Source organism: Pseudobacillus badius, from assembly GCF_002189605.1.
Classification (GTDB): Bacteria; Bacillota; Bacilli; order Bacillales; family Domibacillaceae; genus Pseudobacillus; species Pseudobacillus badius.
The window spans coordinates 1-19,975 of record NZ_MWMM01000018.1; the positions used below are offsets into that span (position 1 = coordinate 1).

Annotated in this window: 21 protein-coding genes; 13 read left to right on the forward strand and 8 right to left on the reverse strand. The window is 43.6% G+C overall.

The annotated features are described in order from the left end of the window. The 7 genes from B1A98_RS20815 to B1A98_RS17755 form a co-directional block, all read left to right on the forward strand. The coding region (locus B1A98_RS20815) for a hypothetical protein (RefSeq protein ID WP_231557211.1) at positions 1-90 on the forward strand (90 nt) is incomplete at its 5' end. 215 nt (positions 91-305) lie between these two features. Beyond that, positions 306-1,787, forward strand: a complete 1,482-nt coding sequence (gene putP, locus B1A98_RS17735; RefSeq protein ID WP_063383993.1) for a sodium/proline symporter PutP — start codon at positions 306-308, stop codon at positions 1,785-1,787. Between the two features lie 159 nt (positions 1,788-1,946). After that, a complete protein-coding gene (locus B1A98_RS17740; RefSeq protein WP_063383994.1) occupies positions 1,947-3,191 on the forward strand; it encodes a PucR family transcriptional regulator in 1,245 nt (414 codons plus the stop codon). A 197-nt stretch (positions 3,192-3,388) separates the two neighbouring features. After that, on the forward strand, positions 3,389-3,550 hold the full coding sequence (locus tag B1A98_RS20600) for a hypothetical protein (protein WP_169713121.1): 162 nt from the start codon (positions 3,389-3,391) through the stop codon (positions 3,548-3,550). Next, a complete protein-coding gene (locus B1A98_RS17745) occupies positions 3,522-4,364 on the forward strand; it encodes a prohibitin family protein (protein ID WP_082821643.1) in 843 nt (280 codons plus the stop codon). The genes B1A98_RS20600 and B1A98_RS17745 overlap by 29 nt, the downstream gene beginning before the upstream one ends. A gap of 154 nt (positions 4,365-4,518) precedes the next feature. Beyond that, on the forward strand, positions 4,519-4,863 hold the full coding sequence (locus B1A98_RS17750; RefSeq protein WP_063383996.1) for a hypothetical protein: 345 nt from the start codon (positions 4,519-4,521) through the stop codon (positions 4,861-4,863). Between the two features lie 163 nt (positions 4,864-5,026). Continuing rightward, positions 5,027-6,208 (forward strand): MFS transporter, encoded by a 1,182-nt coding sequence (locus B1A98_RS17755; RefSeq protein WP_087903787.1) that lies wholly within the window; start codon positions 5,027-5,029, stop codon positions 6,206-6,208. 62 nt (positions 6,209-6,270) lie between these two features. Here B1A98_RS17755 and B1A98_RS17760 read toward each other — a convergent pair whose 3' ends face one another. From B1A98_RS17760 to B1A98_RS17770, 3 genes are all read right to left on the reverse strand, one after another. Further along, positions 6,271-7,869 carry a M20/M25/M40 family metallo-hydrolase gene (locus B1A98_RS17760; RefSeq protein WP_063384024.1) on the reverse strand — a complete coding sequence of 533 codons (1,599 nt, stop codon included), beginning with the start codon at positions 7,867-7,869 and terminating at the stop codon, positions 6,271-6,273. Positions 7,870-7,989: 120 nt separating this feature from the next. Beyond that, complete coding sequence (locus B1A98_RS17765) at positions 7,990-8,751, reverse strand: dimethylarginine dimethylaminohydrolase family protein (protein WP_063383997.1); 762 nt, start codon at positions 8,749-8,751, stop codon at positions 7,990-7,992. Between the two features lie 23 nt (positions 8,752-8,774). Further along, the gene (locus B1A98_RS17770; protein WP_063383998.1) at positions 8,775-9,647 is read right to left on the reverse strand and encodes a dimethylarginine dimethylaminohydrolase family protein; all 873 of its coding nucleotides are present in this window, start codon (positions 9,645-9,647) and stop codon (positions 8,775-8,777) included. Between the two features lie 154 nt (positions 9,648-9,801). On the opposite strand from B1A98_RS17770, the gene B1A98_RS17775 reads away from it, so the two are divergent. Beyond that, on the forward strand, positions 9,802-10,542 hold the full coding sequence (locus B1A98_RS17775) for an IclR family transcriptional regulator (RefSeq protein WP_063383999.1): 741 nt from the start codon (positions 9,802-9,804) through the stop codon (positions 10,540-10,542). 132 nt (positions 10,543-10,674) lie between these two features. Here B1A98_RS17775 and B1A98_RS17780 read toward each other — a convergent pair whose 3' ends face one another. Next, the gene (locus B1A98_RS17780) at positions 10,675-12,090 is read right to left on the reverse strand and encodes an amino acid permease (RefSeq protein ID WP_063384000.1); all 1,416 of its coding nucleotides are present in this window, start codon (positions 12,088-12,090) and stop codon (positions 10,675-10,677) included. Between the two features lie 390 nt (positions 12,091-12,480). Then, positions 12,481-13,875: a M28 family peptidase gene (locus tag B1A98_RS17785; RefSeq protein ID WP_063384025.1), complete on the reverse strand. Its 1,395-nt coding sequence runs from the start codon at positions 13,873-13,875 to the stop codon at positions 12,481-12,483. A 266-nt stretch (positions 13,876-14,141) separates the two neighbouring features. Here B1A98_RS17785 and B1A98_RS17790 point away from each other — a divergent pair, with 266 nt between their 5' ends. Next, positions 14,142-14,957, forward strand: a complete 816-nt coding sequence (locus B1A98_RS17790) for an arylamine N-acetyltransferase family protein (RefSeq protein ID WP_158286041.1) — start codon at positions 14,142-14,144, stop codon at positions 14,955-14,957. 35 nt (positions 14,958-14,992) lie between these two features. Here the strand turns inward: B1A98_RS17790 and B1A98_RS17795 are convergent, their stop codons facing one another. Both B1A98_RS17795 and B1A98_RS17800 read right to left on the reverse strand, forming a co-directional pair. After that, positions 14,993-15,985, reverse strand: a complete 993-nt coding sequence (locus B1A98_RS17795) for a zinc-binding dehydrogenase (protein WP_063384002.1) — start codon at positions 15,983-15,985, stop codon at positions 14,993-14,995. A gap of 71 nt (positions 15,986-16,056) precedes the next feature. Then, positions 16,057-16,245 carry a hypothetical protein gene (locus B1A98_RS17800; protein WP_063384003.1) on the reverse strand — a complete coding sequence of 63 codons (189 nt, stop codon included), beginning with the start codon at positions 16,243-16,245 and terminating at the stop codon, positions 16,057-16,059. Positions 16,246-16,391: 146 nt separating this feature from the next. Here B1A98_RS17800 and B1A98_RS17805 point away from each other — a divergent pair, with 146 nt between their 5' ends. Beyond that, the gene (locus tag B1A98_RS17805; protein WP_063384004.1) at positions 16,392-17,234 is read left to right on the forward strand and encodes an STAS domain-containing protein; all 843 of its coding nucleotides are present in this window, start codon (positions 16,392-16,394) and stop codon (positions 17,232-17,234) included. Positions 17,235-17,323: 89 nt separating this feature from the next. Here B1A98_RS17805 and B1A98_RS17810 read toward each other — a convergent pair whose 3' ends face one another. Continuing rightward, positions 17,324-17,524 carry a cold-shock protein gene (locus tag B1A98_RS17810; RefSeq protein WP_041101255.1) on the reverse strand — a complete coding sequence of 67 codons (201 nt, stop codon included), beginning with the start codon at positions 17,522-17,524 and terminating at the stop codon, positions 17,324-17,326. Between the two features lie 192 nt (positions 17,525-17,716). Here B1A98_RS17810 and B1A98_RS17815 point away from each other — a divergent pair, with 192 nt between their 5' ends. From B1A98_RS17815 to B1A98_RS17825, 3 genes are read left to right on the forward strand one after another with little or no spacing between them, the layout of a single operon-like run. Next, a complete protein-coding gene (locus B1A98_RS17815) occupies positions 17,717-18,250 on the forward strand; it encodes a sigma-70 family RNA polymerase sigma factor (RefSeq protein ID WP_063384005.1) in 534 nt (177 codons plus the stop codon). Positions 18,251-18,255: 5 nt separating this feature from the next. Further along, on the forward strand, positions 18,256-18,675 hold the full coding sequence (locus B1A98_RS17820; protein WP_223662677.1) for a PadR family transcriptional regulator: 420 nt from the start codon (positions 18,256-18,258) through the stop codon (positions 18,673-18,675). Further along, on the forward strand, positions 18,668-19,945 hold the full coding sequence (locus B1A98_RS17825; protein ID WP_063384006.1) for an FtsW/RodA/SpoVE family cell cycle protein: 1,278 nt from the start codon (positions 18,668-18,670) through the stop codon (positions 19,943-19,945). The genes B1A98_RS17820 and B1A98_RS17825 overlap by 8 nt, the downstream gene beginning before the upstream one ends. Positions 19,946-19,975: the final 30 nt, after the last annotated feature.

The following is a 19,975-nucleotide window of genomic DNA, read 5'->3' on the forward strand; positions in this document are numbered from 1 at the left end:
TTCAATATGTCAGGAACAGACTCTAAAGCCGGCGGTCCGGATTATTTACAGCTTCACATGCAAGCAAAAACAACATCTGAAACGTTCTAATTAAACAAAGTACCATTCAAAGGAGGCTGCCCCGCCTGCCAGGCCCTCCTCTCCTTCTTCAATAAAAGCTCATCTTTTTTTGAAAGAGATAGATGCCTGGTGTTTATTTATGGGACAGCCTCTACTTTTAATATTCTCATGCAAATCAACTTATGCATGACTTCTAGGCAATAATAAATGAATGCTGTGAAAATAATCTAAAAAGGAGTTTTACCATGTCCAATGAAATGTATCAATTAATTGCGATTATTATTTACATGGCTGCCATGATTTTCATCGGTTGGTATGCATTTAAACGTACATCCAACTTGACTGACTACATGCTTGGCGGACGTTCACTTGGACCGGCGGTTACGGCTTTGAGCGCCGGAGCTGCGGATATGTCAGGCTGGCTGCTTATGGGTCTGCCGGGCGCCATCTTTTTGAACGGTCTTGTTGAAACCTGGATTGCTGTCGGGTTGACAGTCGGCGCCTACTTAAACTATGTACTTGTTGCACCACGTCTTCGCGTCTACACACAAGTATCAAGTGATTCCATCACCATTCCAAGTTATCTCGAAAGTCGCTTAAAAGATAAATCCCGTCTTTTGCGCATTGCTTCAGGCATAGTTATTTTAATTTTCTTTACTTTCTATGTATCCTCAGGAATGGTTGCAGGAGGAAAGTTCTTCCTAAGCTCATTTGGACTTGACTACCATGCCGGTCTTTTAATCGTATCTGCTGTCGTTATTTTCTATACTTTATTTGGCGGATTCTTGGCGGTTAGCTACACCGACGTTGTTCAAGGGCTGATTATGTTTCTTTCCCTTCTGCTCATACCGATCTTTGGACTATTTCTTACAGGCGGATTCTCTGAAACAGCAGCAAGCATTCGCGATGTTGATCCGCAATTATTAAACTTCGTTTCCGGCGCTTCTTTCCTCGGAATTTTGTCAGCGGTTGCATGGGGCCTTGGTTACTTCGGCCAGCCTCACATTATTGTACGCTTTATGGCAATCAGCTCAGTAAAAGAAATAAAAGGCGCGCGCCGTATCGGAATCGGCTGGATGCTTCTCAGCCTCTTTGGAGCTGTAGCGACAGCGCTTGTCGGAATTGCCTATTACCATCAAAGCGGCACGACACTGAATGATGCAGAAACAGTGTTTATTGCCCTGGGACAAATCATCTTCCATCCGTTCATTGCGGGTATTATGCTAGCAGCAGTTCTTGCGGCTGTTATGAGCACAATTTCTTCTCAGCTGATCGTTACATCTTCAGCTCTGATTGAAGATTTGTATAAAGCAGTTATTAAAACAGATGCATCAGATAAACAATACGTATTTTATGGAAGAATAGCTGTTCTTCTCGTATCAATTGTAGCGATGATACTCGCTTGGCCAAATAACGATACGGTTTTAAAAATCGTTTCGTTCGCATGGGCGGGCTTTGGAGCCTCTTTCGGCCCTATCATCCTGCTTTCCCTATACTGGCGCAAGATCACCGCTAAAGGCGCTCTTTGGGGGATGATTACAGGTGCCGTAACCGTTCTTATTTGGGGGAACGTCAATGCATTGTCAAGCACACTGTATGAGATTGTTCCTGGCTTCATCCTCTGTTGGATTGTAACTTATCTTGTAAGTCTTGCCACATATCAACCAAATGCTGAAATTGACAGAGAGTTCTCAGAAACAGTGGAAATTCTTAAAAAAGAACGTTAATTTCTGATGGCTGCCGTCAGCCTGCTGGCCGGCCATGATTTAAAGGACCGAATGGAACTATTTCCCATTCGGTCCTTTTTACTATTCTGCTCTATACATTCAGCCGCTTTATCAGTATGATTAACTTGATAACCATCCAAAACGCGGAGGAGGAACTGAATGAGCCAGTCACTGGAAAAGATTCTTGCATTGACAACTATTAATGATATTACTGAAATGGTCAGTACCTATTTAAAAAAACCTGTCGTTGTAGAAAGTGATCAATTCTCATTGCTGGCCTACAGTTCTTATTACATTGAACAATTTGATAAAGCCAACCAGCAGACCATCTTTGCTAAGCGTTGGCCGATCCCGATATTAGAAAAATTTATGGAAGAAGGCGTAGTGGAACAGCTAAAAACCATTCCCGGCCCTTTCCATGTGCCCCCGATCAAAGACATCGGATTAAACCCCCGTGTCGTCGTAAGTGCCAAATATAAGGATCAAATTTTCGGATACATTTGGGTTCAGGAAACTGATCCGCCTTTAACAGCCGAACAAATGGATTTTTTGCAAAAGGTGTCCATCCACGTAGGAAGGCTGCTATATAAAGAAAATCAGCTGAAAGTCATGAAAGATGAAAAGAAGCACCAATTTTATCAGAAGATCATTAATGAAACGTACCGGACGGAAAATCAAATCAAATGGGAAGCAGCAAACGCCAACATCGTACTGCCCGCCGCTTTTCTCGTGACAGTCTTTACTATAACGCAAATCAGTGAAGAGCTGTTCGATGAACTGACAGAAACCATTCGGCTGTTTGTCCATGCGCTGAACCGCCCTTCCTACCTGTTCACGGATAAATCAAAAATCATTGTTATTATCGGCAGCAATTCGACGGCAAGAGGCCGGTTAACGGAGGATGCGGAACAGCTGGCAAACACTGTATTAACCCAATGCAAGCCTCAATCAGTGTATGCGGGAATTGGCGGCGAATATACTTCCCTCCTTCATTTGCGCCAAAGCTATCTCGAAGCGCTGCGGGTGATCCATACAGCTGAATTTCTAGGTGATCCTTCCCTTTTGGCCTTGACTTACAACAAAATAGGAGTGTTCCGTTACCTCGAAGCGCTGGCCCGCTTTAACAGTGAAACACAGTATACCAATGAACAATTGCTAAAACTGAAACAAAAGGACGAAGAAAGCCAATCCAATCTTCTAGAGACACTGGAAGCTTATTTGCTCAACAACTGCCGCATTAAGCCTGCTGCTGAACAGCTATTTATCCATACAAACACATTAAAATACCGCTTGAAGCAAATTACCGATTTAACTGATATCGACTTTAACGACTTTAATATGAACTGTCAGCTGTTTATTGATTTGCAGCTGATGAAGCGAAAAAAACAAACACCAGGTCGATGACCGGTGTTTGTTTTATTTTCTAAAATGGAGTTCATTCTTCCAGCGGCCTACATAGATATATAAAGACGCCAACTATTTGCACTTCCTGCCTCTTACAAAGAGCACCTTGATCAGCTCTCGACTAAATTCTACTAAATGTGACTGCTTATGATGACAAACTTGTAAACTAATGTCAAAATAGAAGCGGGGGCGATAAAATGAAAGTATTTATAGGTTCAGTCATCATTATACTTATTATTTGCTTTGGCATTTGGTTAATGCTTTCTCCTTCATTTAAAAGGGTAGGAGATACAGCTCATCGTCTGAAAGAAAAATTAGAGGAGGATGAAAATGGAACAAACAAAAAAGAAACCAAATAACCGCAAGATTTTGGGAGGCACAATTATCGCTATTGCCTTAATTGCCGGTATCGCGTTGCTTTCCCTTTTTATTGAAAAAATCCCAAACGGATACGTAGGTGTCGTTTACAGTCCGAACGGCGGCGTTCAAAACGAAACGCTTGGTCAAGGATGGCATCTGGTCGGCTTATTTGACAAAGTAACAAAGTACCCTGTCAGAATGCAAACGGTCAATTATAAAGATATTCAAGTGGCCACTTCAGACGGAAAAAGCGTGACCGTCGACTTTGCTTATAACTATAGCATTCAACCTGACAAGGTAGTGGCTGTCTTTAATAAATTCGGTCCAGTAGAAGTCGAACAAATTGAAGAATCCTACTTGCGTACACGCCTATGGGCTGCAGGGCGTAAAGCCATCGCTAAATACTCGGTCATCGATACATACGGTGAAAAATCATCTGAAGCCGCTTCAAAAGTGCAGGATCTGTTCGCCGATGATGTCAGCCGGTTAGGGTTTACCGTTGATAATTTGACGCTTGGCGTGCCGAAGCCAGATAAATCAACTCAAGCAGCCATTGATAAGCGTGTCGAAGCTGCCCAAGAACTTGAGAGAAAACAAATTGAGTTGAAAATTGCTGAAGCAGAAGCCCAAAAGAAAAAAATCGAAGCTGAAGGTATTGCCAAATACAATGAAATTATTAAGAAATCCATTTCTAAAGAAGTCATCCAAAATAAATGGATCGAAAAATGGGATGGCAAAATGCCAAAGGCTACCGGTTCTAATCAGCTGATTGAAATTCCGATGGATGATGCTCCTTCCCAGCCAAATAAATAATCGAAGCCGTGATCAACGGCCGCAGCAAGTTGCGGCCTGCCTCATACCTTCCACAGAAACATGCTGCCATCTGCATCGGCAGCATGTTTCTGTTTTATTAATGAAATACCGGGAAAAGAAAGGTGAAAGGAACTCATATAAAGGAGCGATGATCATGTATCTCGATAATTTTACCGGTCAGAAAATTCAAATCCGCTTTCGCAACTTCCCGGAAGACCTTGTTGGCTCCATCACTGGCATCTATCAGCCCGATCAGTGGTATATGGTGAAGCTTGTCCATACAGAAAGCATGGGCATCTGGGTAGAAAACCCTTGCCATAAACGGACAGAAGTCATGGACGAGTCGGGAGATGAAATCCCTTTTGAGCATCAGAAAGAGGAAACCTGCGCTGTCCACCTATTTATTAGATGGGAATATATCAGCTCGGTCATTACTTTCCCGAATAAAGATACGGTTGGTCTTGACAAAAAAGCTACCCTTATTGGCTTTCACGCCTAATCCCCCCTGCTCCCTTATGCAGGGGGTTATTTATTTTGCTGTCCCCTTCTCCCGTCCCTAATACCTAATCATAAATATATAATTGACATTTCCTTCATCTCCCGCTATATTGAATTGTTAGCATTTTCAGAAGAAATTGTCTAAGGGAAGAAGGTGTTTTTTTTTGTTACCGGAACAGCGTAAAAAAATGATGATTCTAATGATTAATATGTTTATAGCCGTCGGCAGCTTTGGCATTATTATCCCAATTTTGCCGGCATATTTGCTATCCATCGGCCAAGGAGGCACCGCCGCCGGGTTAATCATCGCTATTTTTGCCGGCGCCCAGCTGATTATGTCGCCAATCGCAGGAAAATGGGCGGATCAATACGGCCGGCGCATTATGATTATAGCCGGTCTGAGCGGATTGGCGATCTCTATGTTTGTCTTTTACTTTTCCGACACAATCGGCATTTTGTACCTTTCACGGGTGATTGGCGGGATTGGCGCAGCCTTGCTGATTCCCGCAATCTTCGCCTATGTTGCTGATATCACCACAATGGACCAGCGAGCCAAAGGAAATAGCCTCATTTCCGCCTCCATGTCTCTTGGCATCGTTGTTGGCCCCGGAATCGGAGGATTTCTCGCTGACTTCGGCTTAAAAATGCCATTGCTTGTGTCAGCCATTATCGGTGTCGCTGCAGTTATTTTTTCTGCTATTTGGTTAAAGGAAAGCAAAGAAAAAGACAGCTTTGCCTCGGCAGCAGCTGAAGACCCGATGATAAAAAAGCTGGCTCAATCGGTTAACAAGCCTTATTTCATTCCGCTTGTTATTACACTCGTCATGAGCTTCGGTTTAATGGCCTATGAGTCTGTCATTGGGCTTTTTATCGATAATAAGTTCGGGGCTACCCCGCAAGAAATCGCCGTCATGGTCACCTCGACTGGAATTGTTAGTGTCATCGTGCAATTATTTGTCGTTGACCGCATTGTTAGACGATACGGAGAAGGCGCCGTGTTAAATATGTTTCTTGCAGTGACAGCCATCGGTTTTCTTTTCTCTTTCTTAGCAGGAAGCTATGCCCTGTTTTTCGCTGTTACGCTTATTATTTTCCTCGCCTCTTCCATTCTGCGTCCAGTACTGAATACACTTGTTTCCAAACTGGCTGGCAATGAACAGGGATTTGCAATGGGAATGAATAATGCTTATATGAGTATCGGCAATGTTCTTGGTCCGACACTCGCCGGTCTTCTCTACGATGTTCATATGTATTATCCATTTCTACTGGGACTCATTGTCCTGCTGCTTACCATGCTCGTATCGATGGCATGGCAAAAAAGACAAAAAGCAGCTGCCTGGAAATAACAACAGCTTTAAAAGAGGCTGGCTCAAACGATTGTTTGAACCAGCCTCTTTCCTATTTGTCTTTACATCAAGCTTTTAATTACAGACTCCAGCATAGCTGGGGTCTGAACGAAGGCGCTGTCTATATGCAGACGCTCTGCGAACTGATGAGCGTCTTTTCCAAACGGCCCGACATTTAATACCGGAGCTTGAAGCTGCTGCATATCTGCAAAAGGAATGCTGTACAGATCTCCCCACACCGGTGTGTTTCTTTCGAAAGCAGCCCAGCCATTTGTCTGGTCATTGTAGTGGACATAGCTTAAATCACACAATCCGTTGAAATAATGGACTTGATGGACCTCCAATCCAAAGCCGGCAGCCGCTTGCTTTAGCACCTTAATCGAATGTGCGACAAGTGGATCATTCGATGTGTTAACAGCTGGATAATAAGGAGGTGCAAATAATAAGACAATGGCCGGGGCTAGCTCCTGACATTGAATAAGCAGTTTATCAGCAATCCGTACCGACTTTTCGCGTTCATCCCATTCGCTATTCTCCTGAACTTCGCTTTTCATCTTTTGAACAAGCTCTCGTCCCAGTTTTGCTTCTGCGTAAGCAAGCAGCTTTTCGTAGCGAAGCACGCGAACCTCGCCGATCCCCTCCACTTTTTCATTCTCGCACAAGGATTGATAAGAAGCATTGCATCTGGCTGCTGCCTCACCGGCAATCTGTTCAAATAAATCCATAATCTCCGAAGCCGTTCTTTTCATTAGAAACACATTATAAAGGGCCGCCGCCCGGTGAGGCGTCTGGGTTGAATATTGGGCTTTTAAATCTTTTTGCTGGAGAGAAACCGGCAAAGGCGTTTTTTCTCCTAAATCACTTTCGTGAAAAAGCGGATTCCATTCCATCAGCTGTGTCAGAAAGGAAGCTATATAATTCGCCGTCATCCCTTTTAAGGGCTCGCCCACATGCGTTTCTTTTCCGTAAAAGAGCGCAGCCGGCATAATTTTTCCCAATGTTCCGGAATAAATATAATGATTTTCATCCCCAGGCTTTTGGGAGAAGGACGGCTCACTGTTTAAAAACAATTTATAAGTTATCTTATATTTGGTGCACATCTTTACAAGTTCTGTCACTGCTGCCCTCATGCCCGAAGAATTGACTTCCTCGTCAGGAACGGTTAACAAAACTAAATTGATCGGCCACTGCTCCACACTCGCTTTTTCGATAAGAGCCATATGGAGAGCGAGCCCCATTTTCATATCCATCGTTCCCCGGCCAAATAAATATTTGCCTGATTCAAGGTCCAGCCGCGCTTCTTCTGGTAAGCTGTCTTTTCGATTCAATAGTTCTTTCGTCAGCTTTTCCGGCTGAAAAGCAAGAGGCTCAAGATCGCCATACTCCTCTATCTGGACAGTATCAAAATGACTAATTAATACAACCGTATCCTCCACATCAGGATGCTTATAAAAAGCAGTCACAAAATGGCGGCCAAGATCGGCTTCATGAAGAGATAAATGCTCCGGGTGCTTTTGGAAATAATCAAGCTTGCTTAATTTCTTCTGAACATGATAAGCAAATTGACGTTCACCATCTGTGAGAGTACGGCTGTCCCAGCCGACAAGTTCACATAACAGTTCCCGCAGAGCTTCAGGCGTACCCCATAATAATTGGCTCATAAAAATCACCTTTCCAATTCGTTTTTCTTTCAAGCTGTTTTCATACACACTGTTGTTCTTTAACAGAATCTTTGGAAGAGAGCCTTCCCTTAACTATATAAGGAAAAATAGCGGTCAATGTCAGAAGCGCAGCGATAAGCAGCTTAACCCGCCATCCTGCTTTTGGAATTCAGACATTTCTAATTCGATCGTTTGATAGCCCGCTTGATTCATTTTGCGCTTTGTTTCTTCATATCCTTTTGGAATAATGACGTAATCATTAACAAGAATACAGTTCGCTGAATACTCGTCTTCAGCCGGCACCGTCAATTTATCGTACTTTTCAAAGTCCGGATGATCAATAAATTCCCCAGCAACAACCATCAGGTTATTCCCAAGGTAAGCAATACCGGTTTTCAAGTGGAAAAATTTCTGCAGCGGCACAATCGTTGCTTGATAGCCCTCCGCTTCTGCAATCTCTTTAAATTGGCGTGCTCCTTCTTCATTCGTACGGTCTGAAATGCCAATATAGAAATGGTCGTCTGCTTGAAGAACATCGCCTCCGTCTAATGTTCCCGGAGCTTTAATAGAATAAAGCTGCTTATAAAAGTCCTTAAGAACAAGTTCCATTTCTTTAATTTCACCGTTTCTCGAATCTGCCCCTGGATTAGTGACAATAGCAAATTCTTGCGTTAAAACCGCTGTATCCTCCACAAAGGTTGAATCTGGAAACTCCTCGCTTGCCGGCAAATGCGTAACTGATACGCCGCATGCTTTTAACGCTTCTACATAGGCCGCATGCTGTTCAAGCAGCGTCTCATAATCTGGTGTTCCGAGGTCTGATGTAGTTAATCCATTGACATAGCTTCTTCCTGGTGTTTTAACGATCACATGTTTAAACATACTTTATTCCCCCAATTCTATTATTAGCTGCGGACCACTGGGCAAGTTAAACAAGTCGGACCGCCGGTTCCTTTAAAACTAATTTCATGCCCTTTATATTCATAGACCACAGCTCCGGCATCAAGCAGCTGCTGTTTCGTACAATCATTTCCGGAAACAATTACACAAACTCTCGGAGCCAATGCCAGCACGTTACAGCCTAAGCTCGTATATTCATCATCAGGGACTTCAATCAGCTGAATTCCCCGCTTGATCAAAAGCTGCCTGAAAAAGACAGGCATCAGCCGGGAATGGACAACAGCCAGGTTATGATCTACCATGCTGATGAACGACATAAGATGGAGGCATTCCTCCTCCCCTTGATCGTGAGGAAGAGGAACGACAATCAATTCATCAACGAAGCGAGCCGTCAGCTCTTTTAATTGCCGGACTGCTTCCTCATTTGTGCGATATCCTAACCCAACAGCCAGCGTGCGCTCATCAAGCCAGACCAGATCTCCTCCATCTGCTACAGCCTCACCCGTTAATTCACCGATAATCGGAATATCCTTTTCCTTCAAGAACTGTCTGTAAACATTTGCCTCAGGCTGTCTTAACGCTTTTCCCGATTTTAAAATAATAGCGCCTTCACTTGTGAGCTTCACTGGATCATGCGCATACAAGGAATCCAGTCCTGCCGCTGAAGAGAAGGGCAAGTAATCAATATGCGGAACATGCTGCTCTAGAATAGAGAGGAAATCTTGATATTCCTTGAGTGCTTCATCAAAATTAGGTTCTTCTATGTAGTTGAACTTCTTCCACTCGTTACTTACGTGCTCTTGACTAATAAAAGCATCCTTTGGATGTTTCACAATTACCCGCTTCAATGGTCGGTACATAGATGAGCAATAAGCCATTCTCTCTTCCCCTTTTTCCGTATAATGAAAAAGAATTCCATCAATAGGAATTTTTCTTAAATTATAAAATTTAATATGATATAATGTCAATATGTTTTAAATTTTTAGAAAAGGGAAATTGCGACTTTTATAGTGAAAGACAGGTGATATAAGTATGCAATCAATCGACCGTGCGATGCACGTCATTCAAGTGCTTGTTTCTCAATCATCAGACAGTCAGCTTTCCATCACGGAGCTATCGCAAAAATGCGGCCTTCCCGTCAGCTCCATGCACCGCTTACTCAAGGCCATGTCTAAGCATGGACTCATCAGGCAGGACCAGCAATCGAAACATTATGGATTAGGAAATATTTGGCTCGAATACGGTCTGCGCATGTATGACAGGATGGATTATATTAGCCAGATTAGACCAGAATTAGAGCGGCTGATGAATAAAGTGGACGAAAGCGTTTATCTTAGCCAGCCAATCGGCATGGAATCTCTCATTATTGAACGAATCGACAGTGAAAAAAACCCGATTCGTGTATATGATCAGCTTGGCTTGCGGATTCCAATGAATATTGGTGCGGCCAATAAAGCGATGCTTGCTTACATGTCGTACCAGCAAGCAAAAGAAATTATTGATGCACTCTTGCCAGAGCCGCAGCGGCTGGAATTTTGGCAAACTTTAAAAGAAACGAGAATAAGAGGATGCGGCATCAGCCACAGTGAAAGAACAGAAGGAACAACTTCAGTCGCTGCTCCGATCTTGAACCATTTTGGAGAGGTGCATGGAGCCGTAAGTATTGGCTTTGTCAGCTTTAACTTATCCGATGACAGATTGGATTTTCTGATTGAACATGTGATGGACACAGGCAAGCGCATATCTGCTAAATTAGGATATACAGGCCCTTAATGCACGGCTATTTGCCAAGAGAGAAACGCATTTTTTCTAACATGAATCTGAAGAAGATCGAAAAAAGGGGTGTCCCAAAAAGTCATTCTTCATGACCTTTTAGGACACCCCCTTTTCTTTATGCTCAGCCGCTCAAATAATACGCTCGTCCTCTGTATCCGCCTGCTCTGACGGGTTTGCTTTTTTGGCCAATTTCAATTTGTAAAATAATACACAGGCAATTAAAAAGCCGATTCCGTAAAGTACACCGATCCGCTGAGTCGGATCAAAGAGCAGAAAGCCGAGGATCAACAAGCAAAATCCAACGCAAAACAGCGGAACAAATGGATACCATGGCACTTTATATTTCAGCTCCTCCAGCTTCCCTCCGCCCTTCAAAAACTTTTTCCGGAACATATATTGCGACAAGGCAATCCCCATCCATGAAATGGTAACAGAAATCCCGGCAATCGACATAAGAAGAACAAACACGGTATCTGCCGCAATAAAGCTGGTCAGCAAGGATAAAAGCGAAAAACTCATCGTAAACAGCAAGGAATTCAATGGAACTTTCCTTTTGGACAGCTTGCCAAACACTTTCGGTGCCATGCCATCATGCGCCATCGCCCACAGCAAGCGGGTAGAAGCATACAGACAGGAATTCCCAACTGATAAAATGGCCGTTAAAATAATGAAATTCATAATGCTAGCGGCATATGGAACTCCCGCCAGCTCCATTAATGTCACAAAAGGACTCTCCAGCAAGCCAAGCTCAGAGGCAGGAAATATAGCAGAAAGAATAATAATAGAAGCAATGTAGAACACAATGATCCTAAACAGCACATTGCGAATCGCTCTCGGGATATTCTTTTCGGGCTCTTCACTTTCTCCGGCAGCGATGCCTATTAATTCCGAGCCCTGATAGGAAAAAATCACATTCATCATCGTGACGAACACAATAGCGATTCCTGCAGGGAACAGGCCTGCCGGCGCCAAATTTTCAAAAAATGGAGCTGGACGGTCCGCTAAAGGAATCATTCCAAATATGCCGGCGATCCCAATAAATATAAATGCGATAACCGCAATAACTTTGATCCCGGCAAACCAGTACTCCGCTTCAGCAAACCCTTTAGTCGTCAAGGCATTTAAGGCAAACAACAGAACGATAAATACTGCACACCATATCCAAACAGGAGTGTGGGGAAACCAATGTTTCATTAAAATCCCGGCAGCTGTAAATTCAACACCAGCGGTAGCCGCTGATCCGACAAAGTACATCCAGCCGAGCGCAAAGCCCGCTGAAGGACCGATGTAATTAGCAGCGTACTTCTGGAATGAACCCGTAACCGGCATATGTACAGCCAGTTCCCCCAGACAAACCATCACCATGTATAAAATAACGCCGCCAATCAAATAGCCAACCAAGGCTCCGCCCGCTCCTGCTTGATTAATCGTATAACCGGCATTTAAGAATAGCCCTGTGCCGATGACCCCGCCGAGCGAAAGCATAAATAAATGCCGCTTTTTCATGGAACGGTTTAGTTGTTCGTGATTTTTGATCCCTTCCATTCCCTAACCCCCTATTCGCTTAATAAGAACTCTCCTCTGTCACACTGCCAGCAGCTGACTTCCCCCTCCTCATTTTCCGTATAACGGAAATGTTTTCTATATAAAGGAATCACTTTTGATAAATTATAAATAACCGCTTATAAATATGTCAATATTTTTTGAATTCTCCGACTTATATTTATCGCTATTCTCAGCATGAAAGGTTCAGGCTGCTGATCGTTTCAGCGCTTCTGAAAAATAGGATGGTTTCGCTGTATTACATGGATGATGAAAAAGACAGCAAAAAACGCAGCGGCTATTTGCTCGCTGCGTTTTTCTTCTGTTTTCCAAACGCCCGTAATAATGGCGGCGGCTGTGAAAGCCCTTCACAAGCGGGGAAACCAGAACAAATTATTTTACATTTTCATTGTAGTAAAGTTCCTTGTTCTTTGCCTTTTTCACTTTTTTCGGCTTAGGGCCCATGTGGTCAAAACGCGCCCTGTCATACACAGCTGTGCCGACAATTTCCGCTACATCCTGAAGCTTTTCTTTGCTGATTTTATCAATGGTGTCTTCAGGAGTGTGATACCACGGCTCAGTAGGCTCATGGATGAATAAGGCGGCTGGAATGCCGGCTTCGCCGAACGGCACATGGTCACTGCGCCCGCCTTCCGCATAAGGAGTCGGTACGCCATTCAGCCGTTGGCTGGATGCTTGTGCCAATTCTGTGACGAGATTAGGCTGTCCGTCAATCGTATTCATTACTAAGTCGCCGGCATCCTTGCTTCCAACCATGTCCAAATTAAAGTTCGCAATAATGCGGTTTAAGTCAGATTGCGGAAGGTTGTCCACATAATAAGTGGAACCGATCAGACCAAGCTCTTCTGCTCCGAATGTAATAAAGCGGATTTCCGTGTCAGTCGGTACATCTTTCAGCACGCGGGCAAGCTCTAAAGTCATAGCTGTTCCTGAGGCATCATCGTTAGCTCCAGGGGCCAATTCCACAGAATCGTGGTGAGAGCCGACGACAATGACGTCGTTAGTAGCTTTCTTTTTATTTGTCGGTTTTTTCGTAGCAATGACATTATGAGATTTTCTCTCTTCTATCTTGGCTCCCTCGACTTTTAAAGAAGCATTAACCGGCTGACTTTGCGCATAAGCAGCCAGGGCTTCTCCTTCAGCCTTAGTTAACGCCACAGCTGGAACATATTTATCATTTGCTCCGCCGAGCGTGCCGTTTAACGCTCCATCGGCATTGTTATAAATAATTACACCGGCTGCTCCGGCAGCGGCTGCATTCAAGACTTTTTCACCGAAGGAAATTTCGCCCCGCTTGATCAGCGCGATTTTACCCGTCAAATCCACACCGGCGAGTTCTTCCTTTTTCCCTAAACCAGCAAGAGCGATCTCCCCGGTTACGTCACCGCTGACTGTGTATGTAAAAGAAGACGGATTCAGATTTTCAGTAAATCCTTCTACAGATAAGGATGTAGTGCTCGGCGGTGTATAACCAGTAAAGGTGAATTCTTGCACCTCGGCATCATACCCATAAGATTTAAAGGTGTTTTTAATGAACTGAACAGCATCATGCTCTGCTTCCGTGCCTGCTACACGCGGCACCTTTGCTAAATAATCAATGTTGTTGTAAATATTATCGACATTAATTTGATTGACAATTTTTTGATCAAACACTTTATAAGGCTGATTTTTTACTGTTTCAGCCGGCTTAGCTAATGCAGCCTGAGTGCCGAATGCACTGAAGGTTAGTGAAGCCGCAAGCGCGATTTTTACGATTGGTTTCTTCATCATTTGTTCCCTCCATTAAGTTTTTTTGTACCTCTAGAGGTATGTTATAACAATCTGAATATTATAAATAGAGGAATAATTACTAAACAATCTGGCGTTTTTCTATAAGAATTCCTCTCAAACTCTTAAAATAGTCTATTCCGTCCGGGTCATTTTGTGGAGAAGGCCGCTTTTCTTGTTTGGATCATCACTGCTTGCTATACTAATAGAGATGATCTTTTGATTTATGCTGCAATGACAATTACCCCTTAAAAAGGAGGGAAATGATGAGTCAGCTAGCAGAAAAAATAAAAGAAAGCGGCTACGCGGAAGCCTGGCCGCCGGTAAAACAACTATCATTTATCTTAGAGAAATTTGCTGAATGGTTTCCTTTTGAAAATGTAGATGTATTGACTGGAAATGAAGAAAAAATCACTCCGGAGTTTTTGACAGGGAAGATGGTGCAGACGCAGCGGGGCGGGCTTTGCTATGAAACCAATGCGCTCCTGCTCCTTGTTTTGCAAGAGCTTGGCTTGGAGGCAGAGCTGGGGGCCGCTACTGTAAACAACGACGGGAAGTGGGCTCTTGAGCATACTCATGCGCTTGTCCTCTTGCAGTTGAATGATGGAAAATATATAGCTGACAGCGGCTTCGGCAATCGGCTGGCCCTTTCTCCTTTGAAGCTGGATGGACCTGAGGTTATCTCTCCTGCAGGCACTTTCAGGCTGCGGACTCGCCGGACAGAAAAAGGAACCATCGCCGCTGAATGCCAGAATAGCCAAGGAGACTGGGACCTCTGCTACGCTTTTGACTGGCAAGCAGTCCCGTGGGAAAAGCTGTCTGAAATGAAGCAGCTGATTCATGCCCATCCGCACTCCCCCTTTAATAAACAGTTGCTGATTGCACGCGCTTCAACAAGCGGGACGGAGTCAATTAATGAGGCGAGACAGCACAGAAAGTGGCAGAACGGTACAGAAGAAACCTTTTCTTTTGAAGATAAGCACGATTTTCTTCAAGCTATCCGGGACTCCTGTTCGCCTGCTTTAACGAAAGCCATTGAAGCATACAAAGCGAGACAGTCGTCCGACCAAGACAAAAGCTGAAAAACCCCGGTGATTACAAATGCCGGGGTTTTTGGTCAGCTGATAGAGAAGCCGATTTTCCCTAGCTGTTCTGCTTCCTCCAGCCGTTTAAAAGCCTGATGAAACTCACTAAGCGGATAGACCGTATCGATGACCGGCTTTAGCTGATGGCATTCCACAAACTTGAGCATTTCCTTATATTCTTCAGCACTTCCCATTGTAGAACCAAGCAAATTAAATTGCCCATAAAAGAAGGTGCGTAAATTTATATTCACGTCATCTCCGGCTGAGGCGCCAAACGTAACGATTGTGCCGCCCGGGCGCAGCTGCGCCAATGATTGATTAAATGTAGCTGCTCCTACACATTCGATCACAAGATCCATCTTTTCTCCGTCAAGCGCCCTCTCCCAGTCTTCATTGCTGTCGAGCGCCTGATCTGCACCTAGCTCCAACGCCTTTTGCGCCTTCTCCTGCGAACGCGAAGTCACGTAAACAACAGCCCCGGCTGCTTTGGCGAATTGCAGCAGAAACGTAGCTACCCCGCTTCCAATGCCAGGGATCAACACCTTCATCCCCTTCTCTATTTTGCCTCTCGTAAATAATGCCCGATAAGCGGTTAAAGCCGCCAGCGATAGAACGCCGGCTTCTTCCCACGTTAAATGCGCCGGCTTGGGCACAGCATTTTCAGCAGGAACAATTACTTTTTCTGCGAATGTGCCATGATCAGGAAGCCCGACAATTTCAAACCCTGCCGGAGGTGCATCGCTGTTTGTTTGCCAGCCCAGCCCCGGATTGATAATCACTTCATCCCCTGGCTTCATGCCTGTCACGCCCTCACCGACCGCTTCAATCACTCCCGCTCCATCGGAACCTACAATCAAAGGCGGATCGGATAGCTTGTGCCGGGTAAGGACAAATAAATCCCGGTGGTTCAGCCCCGCCGTTTTTAAGCGGATGCTCACCTCTCCTGCCTGAGGGCTTCTTTCTTCGAATTCTCTGTATGTAAGTCCTGCCATTCCTGATTTATCTGCGTGAACGACTGCTTTCATTCCCATCCCTCCATCTAGTATAATAGGAAATTATGTTTTACTGATCTGCTCCCGGTTCTACAACAGCTTTTTTAAAGAACGATATACACGCCTACTGCCAGCAATGAAAAGGTTACTAACGCAGCGTAGATCCAAGACAAACGAACCATGTTCCCTCTCGTTGCCTTTCGGTAGTCCTCGTCTCCTTTTGCACTAACGACAATGGTGCCGAAAGCTCCTGCACCCAATAAAAGTACAATGAAGACAAATATAATAGCCATCCATCTTCCACCTCTATCCATTTTTCTTATACAAGGCAATTCATCCCTTATCTTAAACCATTTTCTGAAAAAATAAAGTATTTCTGTTTGGAGCCCTCAAATCAACTATAATAAAAGCAAGGCTATTACAAGGGGAGGTATCGTATATGAAACATGAGCTATTGTATATAGGGAAGAAAATTGTGGACAACCATCTGACTTTAGCACAGAGAATAGAGGGTGCGATGACCGCTGAAAACATAAAAATGGAAGTGAAAAATACCGCCTCCCTCAAGGAACGACGACAGTATAGAGCTCACTTAATCTTGTGTTTTGGAAAAGCTTTATATGAAGATGTGGATCTTATTTCTCAAGAAGTGGAGAAATGGGGACGGAAAACAGCTGAAATGGCCATCCAGCATAATATTTCTTTAAGCAGCATTCTAAGAGAGGTGGCTACTTACCGTACAGTCATTTGGGATGTATTCACAGAAGAATTGGAACAAAGAAAATTTGCGGCTATTACGATGCTCGATGTCTCTAAAATGATTGATCCTTTAATCGACCAAGTAGGAAAGGTAATCGGGGAAGTCTATGAAGCGCATAATAATAAATTGATGAAAATCGCTTATACAGCACTTGAGGAATTGTCTGTCCCGGTTGTCCCGGTTGCTGAAGGAATCGCTGCCATTCCATTAGTTGGAACACTTGATACCCACCGGGCAAAACTTGTCATGGAAGTCGCTCTTAATGAAGGAGCCCGAATGAACTTGTCTCATATGATCATCGATGTGTCAGGCGTGCCGATTATTGACACAATGGTAGCGGATCAGCTGTTTCAAGTGATCCAGGCGTTGCGTTTAACAGGCGTTGAGGCAATTATTACCGGCATCCGTCCTGAAATTGCCCAGACCATTGTTAATCTCGGTATTGACTTCGATGAACTCAAGCCTCAGGTGAATCTCCAGGAAGCCCTAAAAAGCTTGGGCTTTGACAGAAAAACACAATAAATAAGCAGGCGGGCGGACAACACCGCCCAGCGGCATAGATCAATAAAAAACAGACTCCGGCATGTGAGTCTGTTTTTATATAGAGTGAATTACACCGGCATTACATTCGCCGCTTGCAGGCCGCGCTGGCCTTCCTCCACATCAAATGTTACTTCCTGGCCTTCATTTAAAGTTTTATATCCGTCGATTTGGATAGCCGAGAAATGAACAAATACATCTTCTCCATCTGCTCTCTCAATGAAGCCAAAACCTTTTTCGCTGTTAAACCATTTAACTTTTCCGTGTTCCATTTTTGTTGCCTCCTAGCATTTAAATAACAATTCAGTCGTACGTACTTATTGTATCCAGTTCCTGATTTTTCATACGTTATTTAACAAAAAAGCAAACGGGCGAAAAGGAAAAGAGCGTTTTACCTTTACTTACGAATAAAATTGAACCCTTTTCCTCCTCTGCTTCGTCTAATAATGCAGGAGGGGAATAAGTTGGAAGAAACTTTTATTGAAGTGTTGCAGGATGATGAGTATGATTTGCTTTTTCATCAAGTTATGACAAAATACGGCCGAGATGTGTTAGTGCTAGCATATTCATATGTTAAAAATAAAGATATTGCAGAAGATTTGACACAGGAGATTTTTGTAAAGTGTTATCAATCGCTCTGTACATTTAACCATGGCTCTAAGCTGAAAACGTGGCTATGGAGAATTGCAATTAACCATTGCAAGGATTATTTAAAAAGTTGGCATAACCGCTATGTGGAGGTAGCCGATGCGCATTACCTCTCCTCCCGCCCTTCTCAAGAAGATGTGGAAGGACAAGTAATCAAAAGAGACAAGCAGGCAGGACTTATAGAAGCCGTCTTACAACTTCCTGTACCATATCGGGAAATTATTTATTTGCATTACTACGAAGACTTATCGCTGAAAGAAATCGAATATATTACCGGCATAAACATAAACACCGTAAAAACACGGCTGCGACGAGCCAAAGACTTGTTGAAAACGCAACTGGAGGAGTGATAATAATGGATAGACTAAAGGACTTAAAAAAACTTTCCCATCAGCAAGCTTTTCCCGAGCTGCAATTTACACCAGATCTTCAAAAAAGGATTTACGAAGACATTCACAAAAAAGAAGAAAAAGAGGAAGAGATTTTATTAGCTATCTTCCAATTGTTAAAGAAAAAAAAGGAAGGCTTTGAGTTATTATCTAACTTGCGCAGTCGTGGAATTAGCAAATTCAATCAGAATGAAGGCTTCTTATATACACTGCTGCACTTATTAGAGCAAAAGGGATATATTGCCGCTGAATGGAAAAAAGATGGAAATAAATATTATTTCATCCAGTCGAAAGGAATAAAAGTTCTGTCCAAGCTCGAAAGAAACAACCAAAATGTTCTTATTTCTTTACGGGAAATTTGGAAAGGAGCGATGATCCATGGATAAGCAGGCTTTCATTCACCAAACGATTAAACATATTCGCTCTAAGGACGTTAGACAGGTAGTCGCTCTTGAGTTAAATCAGCATATTGAAAAAAACCGCTCTCACTATATGCGCCAAGGCTTATCAAAAGACGAAGCGGAGAAAGAAGCCATTCGGCAAATGGGCGATCCAGTGAAGCTCGGCAAAAAAATGAAAAAAGTCCATAAGCCTAAAATAGAGTGGGGAATGATCGCTCTTTTCATGGCTGCCTTATGTCTCGGCTTTTTCCCGTTAGTTGCATATGACCGTAGCAATCCGCTTTTGATAAATAAAATGGCGGCTTCTCTTATCGGTATAGCCGTTCTGTTAGGTTGCATGCATGCAGATTATCGGAAATTGCAAAAATATAACTGGCTCTTCTATGGTATGGCTACATTCTTACTGTGGATTGTATTTGCTAAAGGATTCTTATCAGCTGTAATGGTCAATGGGGTCTACTATCTAAGTTTAGGACCATTGAAATGCGACTCTACTATTGTCTTGCCTCTTTACTTTTTAGCCTGGGCCGGTTTTTTATCTGGTCGCCCCATCAAGTGGTGGCAGGCTGCTATCTTATTTGTTATCCCTCTCTACCTCTTTCTAGAGGCAATTAGCCTAGTCAATATGCTGATGTACGGCGTGATGGTGCTCTTTATGTGCATTTGGGCTTTGGGCAAGCAGCCGCAAGCACTAGCTCTTCTTACTGGTAGTGTGTTTGCTTCTGTTATGGGAACAGCGTATCTTTTATGGCCTCAACTGACTGACTACCAATTCGAAAGAATACGGGCTTTTCTTCATCCAGAGGAAAACTACTTCTACGCTCAAACTCAAAAAATCATCAGTGAAGCTGGCTGGCTCGGAAAACCGATTGACCCAGCGCAATTTTATCTGTCTGTTCCAGAAGCGCAGACAGACTCCGTACTTATAACGGCTATTTACGGACTCGGCTGGCTTTTCTTTCTGTTTGTTCTGCTTATTCTCTTAGCCTTCTCTGTAAGGATGGCTTGGTTAACAACAAAAGCAAAGGATTCTTTCGGTCAACTTTTACTAGTAGGGGGATTTGTGCTCTACACACTCCCGCTCATACTCAATCTCGGAATGACTTTGGGATGGCTGCCTTACATGGGTGTATTTGTGCCATTTATTAGTTATGGAACAATTACTGTGTTACTTTATTCCTTTCTTACCGGGATTGTTTTAAGTATCTACCGGCGAAAAGATTATTTATTCACAAAGAAACCGCTAAGCCGCTAAAAAGAAAGCCGATCCACAAGCAGCAGCTTG